This window comes from Bacillus sp. D48C, from assembly GCF_053345735.1.
In genome coordinates this window covers 101510-119559 of sequence record NZ_JBKFAQ010000010.1, presented here as the reverse complement: position 1 = coordinate 119559, position 18050 = coordinate 101510, and the positions used below count along the sequence as shown (strand labels likewise).

Annotated in this window: 16 protein-coding genes; all 16 read right to left on the bottom strand. The window is 32.8% G+C overall.

What is annotated here, in order from left to right:
• Positions 1 to 300 precede the first annotated feature (300 nt).
• Positions 301 to 1149 carry a dTDP-4-dehydrorhamnose reductase gene (rfbD, locus tag ACLBXA_RS21825; RefSeq protein WP_447617462.1) on the bottom strand — a complete coding sequence of 283 codons (849 nt, stop codon included), beginning with the start codon at positions 1147 to 1149 and terminating at the stop codon, positions 301 to 303.
• A 166-nt stretch (positions 1150 to 1315) separates the two neighbouring features.
• On the bottom strand, positions 1316 to 2272 hold the full coding sequence (rfbB, locus tag ACLBXA_RS21820; protein WP_447617461.1) for a dTDP-glucose 4,6-dehydratase: 957 nt from the start codon (positions 2270 to 2272) through the stop codon (positions 1316 to 1318).
• Positions 2269 to 2835 carry a dTDP-4-dehydrorhamnose 3,5-epimerase gene (gene rfbC, locus ACLBXA_RS21815; protein WP_242297131.1) on the bottom strand — a complete coding sequence of 189 codons (567 nt, stop codon included), beginning with the start codon at positions 2833 to 2835 and terminating at the stop codon, positions 2269 to 2271. The genes rfbB and rfbC overlap by 4 nt, the downstream gene beginning before the upstream one ends.
• Positions 2836 to 2860: 25 nt before the next feature.
• Entirely contained in the window at positions 2861 to 3727 is an 867-nt protein-coding gene (rfbA, locus tag ACLBXA_RS21810; RefSeq protein WP_447617460.1) for a glucose-1-phosphate thymidylyltransferase RfbA, read from the bottom strand.
• Positions 3728 to 3851: 124 nt separating this feature from the next.
• Positions 3852 to 6308, bottom strand: a complete 2457-nt coding sequence (locus tag ACLBXA_RS21805) for a beta-ketoacyl-[acyl-carrier-protein] synthase family protein (RefSeq protein WP_447617459.1) — start codon at positions 6306 to 6308, stop codon at positions 3852 to 3854.
• Between the two features lie 12 nt (positions 6309 to 6320).
• Positions 6321 to 7364 carry an aminomethyl transferase family protein gene (locus ACLBXA_RS21800; RefSeq protein WP_447617458.1) on the bottom strand — a complete coding sequence of 348 codons (1044 nt, stop codon included), beginning with the start codon at positions 7362 to 7364 and terminating at the stop codon, positions 6321 to 6323.
• Positions 7357 to 8661 (bottom strand): DUF6365 family protein, encoded by a 1305-nt coding sequence (locus ACLBXA_RS21795; RefSeq protein ID WP_447617457.1) that lies wholly within the window; start codon positions 8659 to 8661, stop codon positions 7357 to 7359. Before ACLBXA_RS21795 ends, ACLBXA_RS21800 begins: the two co-directional genes overlap by 8 nt.
• Positions 8658 to 11774: an N-acetyltransferase family protein gene (locus ACLBXA_RS21790; RefSeq protein WP_447617456.1), complete on the bottom strand. Its 3117-nt coding sequence runs from the start codon at positions 11772 to 11774 to the stop codon at positions 8658 to 8660. The genes ACLBXA_RS21795 and ACLBXA_RS21790 overlap by 4 nt, the downstream gene beginning before the upstream one ends.
• The gene (fabZ, locus tag ACLBXA_RS21785) at positions 11771 to 12256 is read right to left on the bottom strand and encodes a 3-hydroxyacyl-ACP dehydratase FabZ (RefSeq protein ID WP_001247960.1); all 486 of its coding nucleotides are present in this window, start codon (positions 12254 to 12256) and stop codon (positions 11771 to 11773) included. The genes ACLBXA_RS21790 and fabZ overlap by 4 nt, the downstream gene beginning before the upstream one ends.
• Positions 12253 to 12549, bottom strand: coding sequence for an acyl carrier protein (locus tag ACLBXA_RS21780; protein WP_000495740.1), 297 nt, complete (start codon positions 12547 to 12549; stop codon positions 12253 to 12255). Before ACLBXA_RS21780 ends, fabZ begins: the two co-directional genes overlap by 4 nt.
• A gap of 55 nt (positions 12550 to 12604) precedes the next feature.
• Positions 12605 to 13351 (bottom strand): 3-oxoacyl-[acyl-carrier-protein] reductase, encoded by a 747-nt coding sequence (fabG, locus tag ACLBXA_RS21775; protein WP_447617455.1) that lies wholly within the window; start codon positions 13349 to 13351, stop codon positions 12605 to 12607.
• Entirely contained in the window at positions 13344 to 14294 is a 951-nt protein-coding gene (locus ACLBXA_RS21770) for an ACP S-malonyltransferase (protein WP_447617454.1), read from the bottom strand. The genes fabG and ACLBXA_RS21770 overlap by 8 nt, the downstream gene beginning before the upstream one ends.
• Positions 14291 to 14710, bottom strand: a complete 420-nt coding sequence (locus ACLBXA_RS21765; protein WP_447617453.1) for an acyl-CoA thioesterase — start codon at positions 14708 to 14710, stop codon at positions 14291 to 14293. The genes ACLBXA_RS21770 and ACLBXA_RS21765 overlap by 4 nt, the downstream gene beginning before the upstream one ends.
• Positions 14711 to 14719: 9 nt before the next feature.
• Positions 14720 to 15877 carry an ABC transporter permease gene (locus ACLBXA_RS21760; RefSeq protein WP_277491762.1) on the bottom strand — a complete coding sequence of 386 codons (1158 nt, stop codon included), beginning with the start codon at positions 15875 to 15877 and terminating at the stop codon, positions 14720 to 14722.
• 19 nt (positions 15878 to 15896) lie between these two features.
• Entirely contained in the window at positions 15897 to 16844 is a 948-nt protein-coding gene (locus tag ACLBXA_RS21755; RefSeq protein ID WP_081367186.1) for an ABC transporter ATP-binding protein, read from the bottom strand.
• 34 nt (positions 16845 to 16878) lie between these two features.
• Positions 16879 to 17901, bottom strand: coding sequence for a glycosyltransferase WbsX family protein (locus ACLBXA_RS21750; protein WP_447617452.1), 1023 nt, complete (start codon positions 17899 to 17901; stop codon positions 16879 to 16881).
• Positions 17902 to 18050: the final 149 nt, after the last annotated feature.

Here is an 18050-nt window from a genome sequence, read left to right as displayed (position 1 = left end):
TATACCCTAAAAACCTTTTATATCAAAGTAAGCAAAATTTTAAAGTTCACTAGATTGGAACATTTATTTGAATGTTAATATGCTAAAATAGTTAATGTACTGTTAATCTTTCAGCGAATGTATAATGGCCTTTGTTACGATTTAATGTATAGTTGTAAAATAAAAAACCACTTCCTTAAGTAGTGGTTTTTTATTTTACAGTTAATACTTTATAAACGACAAGTTTCAAAGTAATTAAAATGAAACTTACTAAAAGAATAAAGCTATATTTACTTGCTGATTTTATATAAATTAAAATGATTATCTACTATCTAATTGTTCCTTATACTCTTTTAATGCTGCTTTCCAATGTCTTAATGGTTTTAATCCGTTCAGGATAATACAATCTTTGCTTAACACTGAATATTTAGGTCTATTGGCTGTTTGCGGGAATTCTTTAGTCGTTAAAGGAATTATATTGATATCTGTATTGAAGTCTTTAAAAAATTCAACTGCAAACTCATACCACGAACATACTCCTTCATTTGTCGCATGATATAGTCCAAATTGATCTGTCTCTACTAACTCCTCAATAAAGTTTGCTAAATCTATTGCATAGGTAGGTGAGCCAAATTGGTCTGATACTACACGTACTTCACCATATAGACTTGCTATTTTTCCTATTTTAGCAATAAAGTGACCATCGCCCTTTCCAAATATCCAGGACGTTCTAATAATAAAATGTTTCTTGGTGTATTTTTTTACGAAATGTTCTCCAGCCAATTTCGTTTCTCCATATATATTTAATGGATTAGGAAGATCTTCAAGATTATATGGTGTATACTTTTCGCCATCAAATACATAATCCGTACTAATATATACAAATTTACATTTTATTCTCCCTGCAGCTTGAGTGATATACTTGGTACCTAATACATTTACTTCATATGCCAACCCTTTGTCTTTCTCTGCCCCATCTACATTTGTAAATGCTGCACAGTGTACAATTACATCCGGCTTTACTCTATCAATGTAAGAGCAGACCTTTATTTTATTTGCAATATCTAACTTGGTTCGATTCACACCATATAGTTCGTGATGTGTTCTGCTGAGTACTTGCATTAAAGTTTGTCCTAGTTGTCCATCTACTCCCGTTATCAGTATCTTCACTTTAAAATACCTCATTTAATTTATGTAATTTTTAGCTAGTAGCAGTTTATGTATGTCGAACAATTAAGATGGCTTCCTGCCATCTCTTGTCCGAAGCCCATTCATCTCCCACCTACTCACTTCGCGTTCCTTGAGGAAGGAGCCTTCTTGCCTAAAATTATAAAATTCATTCCCACCACGTACGGTTATCGATATACCACTTAATTGTTTGAGTGAGTCCATGATCAAATAGATAGTGTGGTTTCCAACCTAATTCTTCTTTCAACTTAGTAGCATCCATGGCGTAACGTCGATCATGTCCTAAGCGATCTGGGATAAATGTAATTTGCGATTGATCTTTATTTAGGAATTTGATTATTTTTTGTACAATATCTAGATTTGTATATTCATTATCTCCTCCGATATTATAAATGTGCCCATCTACTCCACCATGAAGAACTAAATCAATAGCTACACAGTGATCCTCTACATGAAGCCAATCTCTTATATGTAATCCATCACCGTATAGAGGAATATCTTTATTATTTAACGCATGAGTTATTGTTAATGGTATTAATTTTTCCGTGAACTGATAGGGACCATAATTATTGGAACAACGAGTTATATTCATAGGTAAACCGAATGTCTCATGATACGCTCGTACCATTAAGTCCGCACTAGCTTTACTTGCACTATAAGGACTATTAGGAGCTATTATTGAATGCTCTGTAAACGCACCTGTTTGAGATAATGTTCCATATACTTCATCTGTAGAAATTTGTACAAACTTTTTCACTTTTGTTTTATATGCTGATTGTAATAAGGCTTGTGTACCTAATATGTTAGTTTGAACAAAGATATGGGGACTTTTAATACTTCTATCAACGTGAGATTCTGCTGCAAAATTTAATACATAATCAAATTTCTCTTTTTTAAATAACTTATCTATGAATATTTCATTTGAAATATCCCCTTTGATAAATTTATATTTCTGATTTGATGATATTCCCTTGAGATTAGATAAATTTCCTGCATATGTTAATAAATCTACATTTACAATTTGGTATTGAGGATATTTCTTTAAAATGTAACGAATAAAATTACTACCAATAAAACCTGCCCCACCCGTTATTAATAATTTCAATTAAAATCATCTCCATAAACAAAGTTGATATTAGTATCTTTTAATCTAGGCAGTTTTCTATCTTTTTCTGATAAAATTGGTTGATTAGTTGGCCAAAATATTCCTATCGTTTCATCATTCCATAGAATTCCCTCTTCATGGTTAGGGGAATAATACTCATCTACTTTATACTGGACGATAGTATTAGGTTCTATTGTACAAAAACCATGTGCAAACCCTTTAGGAACGGTAAGTAGGCGGTTATTATACTCACTTAAAATTGTTCCGAACCATTGCCCGTACGTGGGGGATCCCTTTCGAATATCTACCACTACATCGTAAATAGAACCAGAAATGCAGCTCACTACCTTCATTTGGGCTTTAGGATTCAACTGATAATGCAGCCCACGTATCGTGCCTGTGTGAAAAGATAATGATTGATTATCTTGTACAAATTCTCCCTGTAAATCTAAAAGTTCAAATTTTTTCTTATTATATGTTTCTATGAAGTAACCACGTTTGTCACTGCATTTATCAAGCTCTATAATGAAAACACCATCTAATGCTGTATGAATTTTACGCATTCTTCTCTCTCCATTCATTTAAATGCTATTGATGGGCAACCCTTAATAAATATCGGCTGTATTGATTTTCCTTTACCGAATTTGCTATTTTTAATAGTTGTTGCTTGGTTATATATTTCTTTTTAAATGCAATTTCTTCTAAACAGGCTACTTTTAAACTCTGTCTTTTCTCAATCGTTTCTATGAATTGTGCTGCTTCTAATAATGATTCGTGTGTGCCTGTATCCAGCCATGCATAGCCTCTTCCCAATAATTCAACTTCTAATTCTCCCATCTTAAGATATTCTTTGTTTATATCTGTTATCTCTAATTCTCCACGACTTGACGGTTTTATGGTTTTTGCTATTTCTATCACACGTTTATCATAAAAATACAGACCAGTTACTGCATAGTTTGATTTTGGTTCCTTTGGCTTTTCCATGATATTAATTACATGCTTTTTAGAATCAAACTCCACTACTCCAAAACGCTCTGGATCATTGACATAATAACCAAAAACTGTAGCTCCCCTTTTCTTCTTAACAGCCTTTTCTAGTAATTCTGTTAGTCCATGACCATAAAAGATATTATCGCCAAGAATTAAAGCTACATTATCATTTCCAATAAACTCCTCAGCGATTATAAATGCTTGTGCTATACCTTCTGGATAAGGCTGAACAGCATATGAAAGAGTAATTCCATATTTTGAACCATCACCTAACACTTGCTCAAATTTATTAATATCTTGTGGTGTTGAAATAATTAGTATCTCTCTTATCCCCGCCAACATTAGTACTGATAAAGGATAATAAATCATAGGTTTATCGTAGATAGGTAATAATTGCTTTGATACAATTTGGTTAAGGGGGTACAATCTAGTACCGCTCCCACCTGCAAGAATGATACCTTTCATGGCATTGTGCTCCTTCATAGTTTTTCTGATATGCTCAATTCAGAGCCTAAGCTTTAAAAACTATATAGCTTATTATGCAGGGGGCCATTACTTACTTAATAAAAGTGGCCTCCTGCATAAATAATTAATTTAAATATTTTCCTATTACAATAGAATTATAATTGCCACCGTAAGAATATGTACTAATTAAGGCATTGCTTACCGGTGTCTTACGAGCGTTTTCTGTGACAAGATCGATTCTTCCTCTATGACTCTTTACATTTTGCGTAGCTGGTATTTCACCGTTAAATGCACATATTACACTAATAAGAGAAAGAAGGCCTGCAGTTGCATGGGTTTCCCCAAAGATAGATTTTGTAGCACTAACAGGAGCCTCGATACCAAATATACGTTCTATAACTCTCTCTTCAATACGGTCAAAATATGTATGACCATTGGCGGCTGCACAAATATATTCTATCTCTTTTGGAGAAATCATTGCCTCTTTCATTGCTAAACGCATAGATTCCTCCCATGCCTTTCCTAGATGATTTAAGTCCCCTATTTTACTGTCATCAGAGGTTAATCCAAACCCTTTTATTTCAGCTAAAATATTACTATTTCTTTTTAACGCTGCCTCCTCACTTTCTACAATAAAGGCAACGCTCCCTTCACCAAGTATGGTACCGCTACTATTACAATCAAAAGGCCTTATATCCTCAGTTGTTAAGTATCTTTTTATTTTTGAGTGTCCCTCTATTATTGGATTATTTACTTCATCTGCCGTTACCACAATGAATGTGTCATAATCACTAGATTGGATCATGGCATAGGCATAGTATAGTGCACTAATACCAGAAACCCCACCACATGAAATAGTTGAAGTAGGCCCTTTTATTTTAAAGTTTATTGAAATATGTCCAGCTGCTGCGTTCATAACTGTGTTTGGAAATAATTTAGCATTGGCAGCCTTAACACCCTCCTGGATAATAATCCGGTTAAATGATTCTACCGTTGCTACTGGTCCTGTACCAGTAGCAAAAATAATCCCTATCTTATCCCTATTATTTTTATCTATCTTTAAGTTCCCGTTTTCTATAGCCATTTTCACTGACAATACCGCATGTTTGCTAATTGAATCCATCTTTCTTAATAAATTAGGATGTATTAGCCTTCGATAGTTTTGTTCTGGTATTTTTCCAGCTTGTATGCACCTAGGATTATCATTCCACTGTTTAATCTTTGAGGTACCACTCTTTCCCTTAAACATGCAATCTTTAATTTCCTGAAGGTTTGAAGAATTCCCAGCAAGTCCACCTACACCAGTAATTACGACTTTTTTTTCTTTAATTAGCGTTTCCTTTTCCTCTGATAACTCGTGGTTCTCATTGTACTTACAGAATAAAATACTTGCATTATTCCCTCCAAAAGCAAATGAATTTGATAGTACATAACTCAAATCACTTACCCTACCTATGTTAGGTACAAAATCCAGATTAAATTTTTGACTTTCAACTTCAAAGTTTATAGTTGGGGGTAAATATCCATGTTGAATAGCAAGAATACTTGTTACCGCTTCTGCCGCCCCTGCGGCTCCTAACATATGTCCTATCATTGATTTAGTTGAAGAAACTGGTGTCTTATTTTCAGTAATTAATGTACGAATTGCTTTTGGCTCTGATACATCATTGGCCGGTGTACCTGTACCATGTCCATTGATATAGCTTACTTCCTTAGCATCTATGCTGGCTTTTTTTAAAGCACCTCGCATGGATCTCAAAGCACCTTCCCCGCCCGGATCTGGTGCTGTCTGATGATATGCATCTGAAGATAAATCGTAATCTACTACTTCAGCTAGGATATTTGCCCCCCTTTTAACCGCATGATCTAATGATTCCAAAACTAGAATAGCTGCACCTTCTCCGATTACCACGCCATTACTCTTGCTATAGGGCGATGGTGGCGTTGGTGCTAATGCTTGTAAACTATTAAAACCACTCATTGACAATTTAGATAAGGGATCTACCCCACCGGTTATCATGACATCTGCTTTGTTATTTCGAATTGTATCCAGCGCAAATCCAATTGAATTTGTACCAGCGGCACATGCATTGGAAATAATCATTTTTGGCCCTTTTATTTTTAAGTCTCGAGTAATATTGTCACAGGGAGTATGGATTGGATACTTAAAGAGTAACGTTTCATCTGCTTTTTCGATTCCATCTTTGATCCACTGTTCATGAAATGCTTCTCCGCTCAACATGCCGCCTAAAGATGTGCCTAATGATATTCCAATTCGGTATGGATTAAAGTTTTCTATTTTTAATTCAGCGTTTTCTACCGCTTCCCTTGCCGCCATGACACCTAATTTTCCACATCGATCCATATCCTTTATTTCATCCTTAAAGAAGTAATCATCTACCTCAAGGTTTTCAATCTCTCCGCCATAATGGGTTACCATTTCAGCCATATCGATATTTTGGATTACTTTAATACCAGATTTCCCTAATCTAATATTATCCCAAAATTCCTTTACACTATTTCCGTTTGAACAAATAATTCCCATTCCAGTCACGACGATTCGTTGATTATTCATGTTCATATGCCATCACCTTTACAGTATTTTGATTGACCATGATTTAGGTAGAATATATGGGGAAGACTGAGTGCGCGCCTCATACAAAGCATTTTCTTTGTTTTTTATATAAAATTCAATCCCTGAAACAGCAAATGGTTCCTCTAATAAAGCAATTCCGAGTCTCCTGTTTAAGACAGGACTTTCTTTAAGTTCAATAACTTTACCAATTAATTGTTCCTCTATAAAAATTTCATCATTAACTGTAATTTTGCTCTCTATTCCTGTCGTGAATCCCACAATTCTTTTATTTACTCCAGCTTCCGATTGCTGTTCTAAGGATTCTCTCCCATAAAATTCATCTTTATAAAAATCAATAAACCATTCTAAACTAGCTTCGAAAATATTTAGTTCTTCTAAATGTTTAAATTCAAAATATGGATGTCGAATTTCTAACATTAACGTCTCTAATGTTTCCCAATCCACTCTTTTTAAGTTAATATCGTCATCTTTAAAAGAATTCATGGTTTCAACTACTATTGGTTCCAAGTATTTTTCAAACAATAATTGATAACCATACTCTGCTGTTACACCTGTTCTTGCCAATAGAATTTCCTTTCCAAATAATTGATTTAGCACAAACGATTGAAATGGTAGTGATGATATTTCGAAATCTAAAAATTTTTGAGCTAATCTCCATGCATAAGGACCTTCAAATCCAAGGAGGGAATGCGTTTGACTTATATCTATAATCTCAATACCATTTGTCTTTTGATTTTCTAACCAAGCTAGTACAGTATCCTTTTTATGCGCTGTAGTAATAACTGTAATAGAATCCTCATTTTTAAATAGATTAATTATATCGATTACATTCCCATCTTCTTGTAACAATAAGGTAAAGAGTGTAGTTTCTTCTTCCATAAACACAATATCTTTCGTAACTAAACGATCTAGGAATTCTACATGATCCTCCCCTTTTACAACAATTCTTCCTGTTTCTGATAAATCTATTACACCTATTCCGCTACGTACTGCATCATATGCTTCATTTTTCTCTTTTTGTATATTAATTTGATTACTCATGATTAAGTGCCCCCAATTCTCTCTTTATCACATCATTTATTGTCGGTAAATTACAGACATTATCTATATATAGTTTTTGCATTTTCTTTAATCTCTCAATCTTAGTTTTGCTATACAGCATATTAAATATTGTTTGACTGGTTTCCTTTAAATCAAAAATTTCACAAGTATACACACATTTAAAATAATCATTTTTTTCCATCAATGGAGCTAATTCTTTATGCCATCCATTTGGAAATACAAGAAATGGATAAAGTCCATTAGGTATTATATAATTCCATTTGTCTATAATGCCTCTTAAGGTAGGGTTAAAGCTATCTCTTTGAGCCCTTAACTCTTCATTTCCCATATGATTTACAAGACTAATCACAGGTATTTTTCCAAATACCGCTTTTCCCATTGAGCAGGATGTAATATTATCGGTGATAAATAAATCACACGATAATATTAGTTGCTCGTATTCTTCCAAATGAAGAAATGGTAGTGAAACAAATTCTATTTTCCCTCCATTTTTCATAGAAACAAATTTAGTCTCATCTGAAACCCCAATAAATTTAATACATGTATCACTCGGAAAGTCCTGAAGATATAGACTTAATAGTTCTTGTAATACAAATTCATAGCTAAACTTTGCATCATTGTACTGTTTCTTCTCCATGAGCCTCATTTTTACTAATAAGTTGGCCCATGATGATTTTGCAATCATAATTAATTTATCTTGTTCTCTACAACCAAGTTGTGCTCGTATTTTCATTTTTCTCTCTTCATCTACTTGTAAAGCTTCTTTGTACAACTTGACAGAAACAATCTTCTTATTATCTTGTTTATGACTATTCACTGGACACGTTCTAATTAACTTAAATTGAGATGGGATTTTAGGCAGTTCAATCACTGACCTTTTCTTTAAGCTATTGTAGTTTGCATTTTTAAATAGTTTATTTTCTAATAATCTGTCCTCACTACCCCAAGCTAAAGAATCAATAGAGAAGCAAGGTATGTGTAGGTTTAATAGATAATCAAGATCAATAATTGGAGACTCTAAAAATAAATTATGGTAATCAGCTAAAACAATTGCATTAGGCTGAAAAGAATTAATTATCTGTTTAATAACCTCTTTTTGTTTTAGCCCCTTTGTTAGTGATGTAACATTGGCTACAGATTTACTGGCATACCATGAGAATTTTTCGCTTGTTAAAAAATAAACTTCCCCATCTTTTTGAATTTGTTTAGCTAGACATAAGGCATTATGCAACTCACCAATGCTAAAATGACTAGGTGCAATAAACAATACTTTCATGTCTTATTCCCCTCTACTAAAATTTGCGAAAAGTATTCACTATCAAGTAAAGTTTCTCCAACTGCAATATTAAAGCGAATATCTCCATCATTAAATTCATTCTGATTACCATATATTCCGATTTGTATCCCTTTTTTGGGCCATTCGTATATAAAACATTTTGTACTATGTGATAATGCTAAAATAGATACAAATAACCCATTAGATAATTCGAGAATTACCTTATTATCTAAATAAATCTTTCTTTGTTTGCCATTTGGTATTAACGTGTTTTGCTCTCCATTCTGCCAATAATACATCTTTTTAATTTTTGTTTTTCCTTTTTTCTCCCAGAATAAGTGAAAGACACTAGTTTTTATTTTATCTTTCTGTAGGCTTTTCAATTGTATTTGTAAAACAGGTAGATCATATACAGTTGTATATTTAATTTTCCACTCATCAGATTGACAGAAAATCTGATTAATAAATTCCTTATATGTATTTTCCGTTGCTACTACTGAATGATTACTTTTATTGAGATATATTGAATTAATGCTCAAATCTTTCCTACAATCTGGAGTATAAGAGTTAGCTGTTGGTATCATTACACCGGGTAAAAAATTATAAGAACTTAATACTGAGTTTTCTTTTAAAATCTCTTTATCTTTATACATAAATTCTGTTATTTTACTACTTTGGTTTACTTTAATCTTAAAATTTAGTACATTATTTTGAATTAGATATTCTTGTTTTTTTTCGCTATATGTTAATTTATTTCTTCCTTTAAGGAAAAGATATATTTTTTTAGTTATCGCATTTCTATTTAATTCATCTTGATACGTAAGTACGGCATAATGAGCTTTTGACCAATTAACCTTTCCACTAAATTCAAAATTAAAATTGCTTATAGATTCTATGTCTTGCATAAACAATTGTTGTTCGTAAGATGTCTGAGGGAAAAACAATGTTAATTTCCCCTTTAATATGGAAGAAAATAAGTTTTTTAGACTTCCATGAATATGAAATTCCCCGTTTTCATTTATAATATGAAATTGGTCAGTCTCAATTGAGTACGTAATCTTATTAGATATGAATTTGGATGTATGACTAGTAATATCGTTATAGATTTCTTCCACTTCATCTTTGCTATCATGGGAACATAAAGTATAATAGTGCGTTTTTGTTATACATTTTTCTTTATCATTCCGTTTAAATATTACCGCTGGCATCCATCTTAATCCAAATAGGATACGCTCTATATTTCCTTTCCATATAAATCCAATATTAATATTTTGCGATTCAAACAATGTATAATTTCGCTCATACATGCTTGGATGACTAGGTAGATCAAATTGATTTACAAATTCATAGTCATGTAGTGCATATGGATACTCACCATATACCATAGGTTTAGAAACTAGCCCACTCTTTAGTGGTACCGTCATTTTCGCATCATATAACATGCACCAAGGATATATTTTTATATATTTTCCTTCCTGTGCGAAATCATTTATTTGAACTATCTTATCTGACAAAAAACAAATGCTTCTCTTTAATCTTGTGACCTCATGAATAATTTCAAAACATGAATCAGATGTTATTTCCCATGACAGCTCATTTACTTTCGGTTCTTTTACTGCATTTAAAAATGGATAATCTAGATCTGGCCATGCTTCTTTTGCCAATAATTGCTGCTTTCTAAGGTCATATATATATAAACAACCAGTACTTTTACTTATTTGTACAGTTATATACATATTTTCTAGAACTAAGTATTCTTTTGTTTCATAAACATGATTTTTCCCATGCGCATGAATCGGAATTATTGCCTTTAATTCCCCAATATTTTTATTTTGATGACTAACAGCCGAAAATGTCATATTAGTGATACCAATTTTTTTAGGATTCAATACAATAATGTGATCCTTTATTTCACCCGGCTCTATGATACAGATTTGGTGTTTTTCTAGCGGTTTGAAATCTAGTATTTTCGAGTTTTCTTGTTGAATAAGTAGTTTGTAAATTAATCTATCTAAAGAATTATTTTTTACATTAACGATACATGCAGATTCTTTTCCATTAATTAACTTAGGATAATTAGCAACATTTACTTCTAACGGATTTGCTATGGTTACTCCAAAATGAACAGATAATTCTAGTTCTTTTGCTTTTAACTTAGTAACAAGCTCTCCCTCTATTTCCTTATTTACTGTTATAACTTCTTCCCACTCGTACTTTTTATTTGGATAAAAAGTTTTCTTTAAATCAATTAAGTAATCTTTCCCTATCTTCGATGAAATACTGGCTTCAAGAGGATTCGGAAAATGGTGTTCATATACATAACAGATGTGAATCTTCTCTCCAACGATTAAATTGTTTCCTTCTAAAATATAACTAGTGAATCGTACTTGTTCTGTTTCTACCTCAGTAATCTTTTCACTTTTTATATCGACCCAACAATTCACATCTTTTGCTCCAAGATTAATAGCATATTTTACAACTTCAATTCCATTTTTTGTTATGGCGTTACTCTGAATAGAACGTAAGGATTTCAATCCCCTAACTGTTTTCCAACCTCTAGATAACCATATATCTTGGTCACTTTTTGAAATAATCGGTTTAAATGCATCTAATAGATAACTAATAACATAAGGTAAATAGCTCCTTAAATTCAAGTAGCCATCATAGTCTATATACGACCTACTTGTTTGATATAACCCCACTCTTTTATAGAGTGCCATGGCTACTTTATCTTCCGGATTCACTTCTGTATCAATATACTTAATATCTTGTTGGATAAGATTTTTAATTGCATAAGCAAATAATTTATCTGGTATATTTCCCGAACGAAATTCTGGATGGATTAAAAAGAATCCTGCCCAGGTTCCATCTGAAACTGCTGCTCTTTGACCTGACAAACTAGAAAATAATAAGGTGGCTATAATTTCATTTTCATATTCAGCAATTAAATATAACTGTATCTTCCGCTCTCGAAATAATTGCTTGATGTCTTGCTTATTTAAGGGATACCCATATTTAATAGGTCCATATTGATATTTATTATAAAAGTGAGCTAACTTTTCACTATCTGCCTCTGTACACTCACGAACTTGAACATCTATACCATGGATCATATTTCCTCAACTCTTTTAGAAACTTGAATACTACCAGTAGCAACTTTCTTTTTATCTACATAAGCCGTGATTTCTACTTGTGAGATTACCCCAAGTGATCTTCCAATTTGGACATGTAATTCTAGCTGGTCTCCTGGTACTACAGGTTTTAAAAATTTCATATTACGTACAGAAACTAAATAACCCACATATGAACTCGGATCTATTTTAGGTGAACATGCGCCATGTGCATCTATTTTTGCTAGTTCTCCTGTAACATAAACAACAGCCGTCATTTGTGCCAAAGCCTCAATAATTAACACTCCAGGCATAATTGATTCATTTGGAAAGTGCCCTTCAAAAAAGGGTTCACTTATTGTTACATTTTTAATACCAATTCCACTCTTTCCTGGCTCAAGTTGAATAACTTTATCTAAGAAAAGGAATGGCCATTTATGTGGTAAGATATTTCGGATTTGATCTGCATTTAATACCGGTCTCACTTCACATCATCCTCCCTATTTTCTTCAATAAAATCAGCAATTTTATTAATGGAACCCAGTACTGCCATATTCTCGTCATACACTGCAACTCCAAATTCCTCTTCAATTGCCAGAAATAGCTCTAATGCATCCAAGGAGTCCACTCCTAAGCCTCTTCCGAATAATGGCTGATCATCAGTAATAAAATGCGGTTCGATTTCTAAATCTAATCTCTCAGTAATAATTTCTTTAATTCTAGTAGTTAATTGTTTTCTTTTTGCAGCAATAATTTTTGTTTCTACATACGTAAACATCTGTTTTCCCCATTTCCTTGTTTAACTCAAAATTCGTCATTTAATCATCTATTGTTTAGCCATTAACTAATCCACCATCCACTGTAAAAACTTTCCCAGTGATATAACTTGCATAATTAGAGGATAAAAATGTTGTTAGATGTGCTACCTCTTTAGGTTCCCCAATTCTGCCAAGTGGCACTAGTTCTAACATCCTTTTTAATGTTTGTTGATCCATTCCTTTTGTCATATCTGTTTGTATAAAACCAGGTGCAACTGCATTAACCCTAATCCCGTATGCCCCACCTTCTAATGCTAAAGTCTTGGTTAAGGAAATAACTCCACCCTTTGAGGCTGAGTAATTACATTGACCTCTTGCACCCGTTATTCCACTTGTCGACGTGATATTTACAATAGAACCTCTTTTCTGTCTCATCATTATTCTTAATGCTTGTCGGCAACAAAGAAATGTTCCTTTTAAATTCAGATCAACCACATGATCCCACTTTTCCTCACTCATCATTGCAGCAAATCCATCATTAATAACTCCTGCATTATTTACTAAAATATCTATTTTTTTTTCCTTTGAGCGTATGTGTTGAAACAATTTATGAATAGAATCTTCATTTGTAATATCTACATGCATAGGAAATGCCTTTCCACCTTTTGATTCTATAGTGTTGGCTATTTCATTTGCTAATTTTTGATTACTTTGAAATGTAAAGTAAACAGTTAAGCCCTGTTTGGCTAGGTCCATTGTTATTGATTTACCAATGCCTCGTGATCCTCCGATAACTAATGCCACTTCGTTTCCATTAAACATAGACCCGTTCCCCCTTAAATTCTTTCTCTATTGTAGTAAGGCTTCTTTTTAAATACATCGGTCTTTCTGTAGAGGATACAGATATGTTCTGCTTAAAGGAGCGACATAACTTGGTTAAAGTATTTCCGGGACCTACTTCTATAAAGTGTTTCGTACCATTATTCAATAAAGTGTAGATAGTGTCTTGCCACATAACTGGATCTACGCATTGTCTTTCTATATCTTGTAAAATATTGATTCTATCTGTAGTTGGTTTTCCTGAACAGTTTAAAACAATTGGTATTTGGGCACTTTTTAACGAAAATAAATTTAAATACTCCTTAAACTCAAGAACCATTTCTTCCATTAAACGCGAATGAAATGCATGACTAGTTGAGAGTATTTTAGTTTTTATACCGTTTTTTTGATCTAATACCTTTTGAAACCTAAGAATGCTCTTACTCTCTCCAGAAAAAATAACCTGTGTAGGGGAATTATAGGCAGCAATATCAATTTCATATTGTTTAGATTCCTCTATAACTTCAAATAATGTTTGATAAGTATTCGACACAACCCCTAACATGCATCCCTCTATCTTTACATTACTCATCAGTTGACCACGCTTTCGTACAATGGATAAAGCATCCGAAAATTGTAAAGATCCTGCTTCTACCAGTGCAGAGAATTGTCCTAAGCTATGACCCGCCACTTTAGATGGCCTTATACCGTACAAATGTAAAATTCGTGATATCCCTGTGCTTACCGTAAGAATAGCTGGTTGTGTAACACTGGTTTCTATTAATTTTTCACTTGGCCCATATAAACATAGTTGCTTTAAATCAAATCCTAGCGTATCATTTGCTTCCTCAAATAATGGGACAAATATGTTTGGGTATTTATCTAAATACCCTTTACACATCCCTACGGATTGAGACCCTTGTCCTGGAAAAATAAATGTAATCATTTGACACCCCCGCTATTTTCAAATTGAAGCTTTTCTAAAATTTCTTCTGGTAATCTACTGATTAATTGATCATTCGACCGTGTTAAAACGTGTTTTGAAAATCCCTCCGCTAACAAAACTCGGCATCTCTTGCGGAATAATTTATAAACAAATTCTATATAAACCTTACTTTCATTCTTAAGATAGGTTTCTACAATTAATTCGTCTTGAAAACGAGCTGATTTTTTGTAGGTACATCTTATATCAATAATTGGAAAATACAATTTTTCCTGTTTTAAATACTGGTTTATACCAGTCTTATCTAGCATTTGAAACCTACCCAGCTCAAACCAATGAAAATAATGAGAATGGTGAGCAATTCCCATAGGATCGCATTCCCCAAAACGTACATTCACCTCATTTTTTACTAAGTACACTTATTTCACCTACTTTTCATAAGAGCGTCGAAATTTTTGTATGGAGATTGTTAAAAATAAAATTCCCATACCAATTAATGCAGCCGATGGAATAAGAACAGAGGAGAATTCTTTGTTATATACTAATAAATCGTTAAAGCCTCCCATTGCCCAAGCTGTGATCGTAATATGCGCTAGGTTTTGCATCCATTCAGGCTCTATATAAAGTGGCCACCAAGATCCACCTAAAGCAGACATAGTTAACACGATTAAAATTGAAATACCATTTGCTTGGGATCTTGTTTGACATATAGAGGCTAATAAAATTGCTAGGCTTGAAGCTGCAAATGCAGTACATATCACTAGCAATATAATTCCTAATACACTTTTCCCTAGCCACATTCCAAATACAAAATGTCCTACGCTAAAAAGGACTGTACATTGAACAATAGCTGTTATAAAACATGAGAGCATCTTTCCAAAAATGATTGATAATGTATTAATAGGTAAAGTAAGAATTTTTCTTAACGTTCCATTCTCTCTCTCTTCTACTAATGCACCTGCAGCTGCAGCAGTACCTAAAAGTACAAACATTACGGCATATCCCGGTACATTAGATTCAAATGGAGTAGGTTTATGTTCATTATCTGATGCTAATTCTTTAAACTCTACTTTCACATTTACTTCCATTTGGGCAGAGGCTTGTTTTACAATCTCTTTAGTCATATCTCTTTGTATTTCTGACACAATTTGAGTTACAGCATTTGAAACAACACTTGGAATAATGCGATCAACTTCATCTTCTATGATGATGACTTTGGCCTCTGTCCCTGAATATACATTTTGTGTGAAATCCTTAGGGATGACGATTGCCGCTTTTTTAGTTTGAACTTCCTTTATTACCTGTTCTTCTGTATATGCTTTCTTTTTACCATTTAGTTCATAAGTTTCTTCTATCTCAAGGGCAGGGATTTTTTTCAATTCCTCAATAACCCTTTTAGAAAGTTCTCCATTATCATTTACTACTATAGGAATCTTGAATTTTTCTGTCTTACTATCAAATACATTTGATAATGCAAAACTAGCAACTGCAATAACTATAATAGGTGTAATAAATAAATAGATTAGACCAGGGATATCCTTTAAAAGAATAAGTAGATCCTTCTTAGCTATATACCAAGCTTTCATTTTTACCATCTCCTTTCATTTAAGACCTTAAATTTTTCCCAGTTAAATGTAAAAATACATTTTCTAAATTAGAATTTTTAACATTAAATAATTCGATTTTCAAATTATACTTTTGAATTAATTTCATAACTTCTCTTGTAACATTAAAGCTATCTACGCATTGAATAATGACTTTTTTATCTACCAAAGTGCAGGATTTCACATCAGCAATCATTTTTGTTTTATGTATAAATTCTTCTGGAATATTTGATATTACAACCTCTAAATAATTTTCCCCATACTTTGTTATTAAATTTTTTGGGGTATCAATATCTAATATTTCACCCTTATCATAAATTGCTACACGATGGCATAACATTTCTGCTTCTTCCATATGATGCGTTGTATATATGACAGTGATTCCTAGTTCTTCTACGAGATGGCGAATACAATTAAAAATATGGTTTCTTGATTGTGGATCAATTCCCACTGTTGGTTCGTCTAAGAAAATAACTTTTGGCTTATTTAACAAACCGATTACTAAATTAATTCTTCTTTTCATACCACCTGAAAATGTATCAATTCTCTTATGTGCCCAATCCTCAAGCTGTGCGAATTGCAAAGCTTCTTTTATGCGTCTTTTTTTCCTATTTCCCTTTAATCCATATAAATCGGCATAAAAAGATAAGTTATCATATGCAGTTAAAGTCGGGTATAGCGCTAAATCTTGAGGTACTACACTTACATTTTTTTTAATCTTATTCCGTTCAGTATACAAATCGTAGTTACATACTGTGCCATACCCTTCATCTGGCAGAGTAAGAGTAGATAGAATCGATATAAGTGTTGTCTTCCCAGCTCCATTTGGTCCTAGTAATCCTATAATTTCACCTTTACGGATATCAATGCTTAAATTCTTAATAACTGTATAATCTCCATATGATTTCTTAATGTTTCTAATGGAAATCATAGTATTTATATCAGTCATAATGTTTCCCCCTTCTTCTTGCTGTTACAATTTATTAGAAGTGACTCTTCTTTATCTCCATTAAAGCTTCAAGATATTTATATCCATACTTTTCATCAGGTTCTAGATATGTGCCTTCTGCCCACTCATTCCAAGCATTAATAAATAAAAAATCAGTGTCCTTACTATGTTGTAAAAGATACTTCTTAAACTTATCGGGCTTAGCCCCCTTCATAATTAAAGCGCTTTCTTTTTTCCTTGGAGAGTTATCCCAATCTACAAAAGCCCCTTTATATATGTTTTCACGTTCTTTAATTTGACGATTTAATATTCTTTTCCACACAAAATCATAACTTAAGTGAAAATCCTTTTTTTCTTGGTGTAGTGAATTTGTATTACCTATTAGTTTTTTTAAAGTGTACATAGGTTCAAACTCTATAGCAGCATCAAAAGGAAAATCTGATTTATCTTCAAAAATTGTTAACATTTCTACAAAGTGTATCCCTAGCAAGCCTTCAGATTGAGCCCATTCATTCCATAGACCCAACATTTTATTTAGGTTTGGTATAGAAGCTGGTCGGTAAATTACAAATATCGGTTTATCATTAATATTTAAATAGTTCTTGTTTTTAAAGAATGGCAAGAGATAATTAAAATGTTCTTTCCAATCAGACTCATCCCCATATTCTTGTCGCATTAATACTTCTTGGTCTTTCCCATCCCAAGATCTTGTCCAAGATTCATTTGCCCAACATAAGCAATATGGGAAATCAATTTCTTTACATTGATTTCTTAGTTCTAGTGGTTTTTCTAGTAATTTTTTCCCTTTGAACCAATAGTGATAATAGCAAAAACCATCTAAACCATACTGTTTTGCTAAGTTTATCTGCCACTTATGAACATCTAAATTTAACAAGTTGTAATAATAATCCCGTAATGGAGCCCTAGGCTGATAGTGTCCCAGAAAACGTGGTTTTGCTTTTTTTACATTGGTCCATTCTGTAAAACCCTTCCCCCACCATAAATCGTTTTCAGGTATTTCATGAAATTGTGGTAAGTAAAAAGCAATGGTCTTCATTAGTAAGGACTTCCCCCTTCCCCATATGCAGTTACATACTTATTAATTAAAAACAATTACACAATATAAAACTCCATCTTTTAACATGTAACTATTTAATCTGATGTTAAATCTTGTCACAAAATAAGGCAAAAAGACCCTAATTATTG

Excerpts from the sequence above, each read along its gene's own strand:
- rfbC (WP_242297131.1), bottom strand. The coding sequence starts at position 2,835 with ATGCGTAAAATTCATACAGCATTAGATGGTGTTTTCATTATAGAGCTT.
- rfbA (WP_447617460.1), bottom strand. The coding sequence starts at position 3,727 with ATGAAAGGTATCATTCTTGCAGGTGGGAGCGGTACTAGATTGTACCCC.
- ACLBXA_RS21805 (WP_447617459.1), bottom strand. The coding sequence starts at position 6,308 with ATGAACATGAATAATCAACGAATCGTCGTGACTGGAATGGGAATTATT.
- ACLBXA_RS21800 (WP_447617458.1), bottom strand. The coding sequence starts at position 7,364 with ATGAGTAATCAAATTAATATACAAAAAGAGAAAAATGAAGCATATGAT.
- ACLBXA_RS21795 (WP_447617457.1), bottom strand. The coding sequence starts at position 8,661 with ATGAAAGTATTGTTTATTGCACCTAGTCATTTTAGCATTGGTGAGTTG.
- ACLBXA_RS21790 (WP_447617456.1), bottom strand. The coding sequence starts at position 11,774 with ATGATCCATGGTATAGATGTTCAAGTTCGTGAGTGTACAGAGGCAGAT.
- ACLBXA_RS21780 (WP_000495740.1), bottom strand. The coding sequence starts at position 12,549 with ATGTTTACGTATGTAGAAACAAAAATTATTGCTGCAAAAAGAAAACAA.
- fabG (WP_447617455.1), bottom strand. The coding sequence starts at position 13,351 with ATGTTTAATGGAAACGAAGTGGCATTAGTTATCGGAGGATCACGAGGC.
- ACLBXA_RS21770 (WP_447617454.1), bottom strand. The coding sequence starts at position 14,294 with ATGATTACATTTATTTTTCCAGGACAAGGGTCTCAATCCGTAGGGATG.
- ACLBXA_RS21760 (WP_277491762.1), bottom strand. The coding sequence starts at position 15,877 with ATGAAAGCTTGGTATATAGCTAAGAAGGATCTACTTATTCTTTTAAAG.
- ACLBXA_RS21755 (WP_081367186.1), bottom strand. The coding sequence starts at position 16,844 with ATGACTGATATAAATACTATGATTTCCATTAGAAACATTAAGAAATCA.
- ACLBXA_RS21750 (WP_447617452.1), bottom strand. The coding sequence starts at position 17,901 with ATGAAGACCATTGCTTTTTACTTACCACAATTTCATGAAATACCTGAA.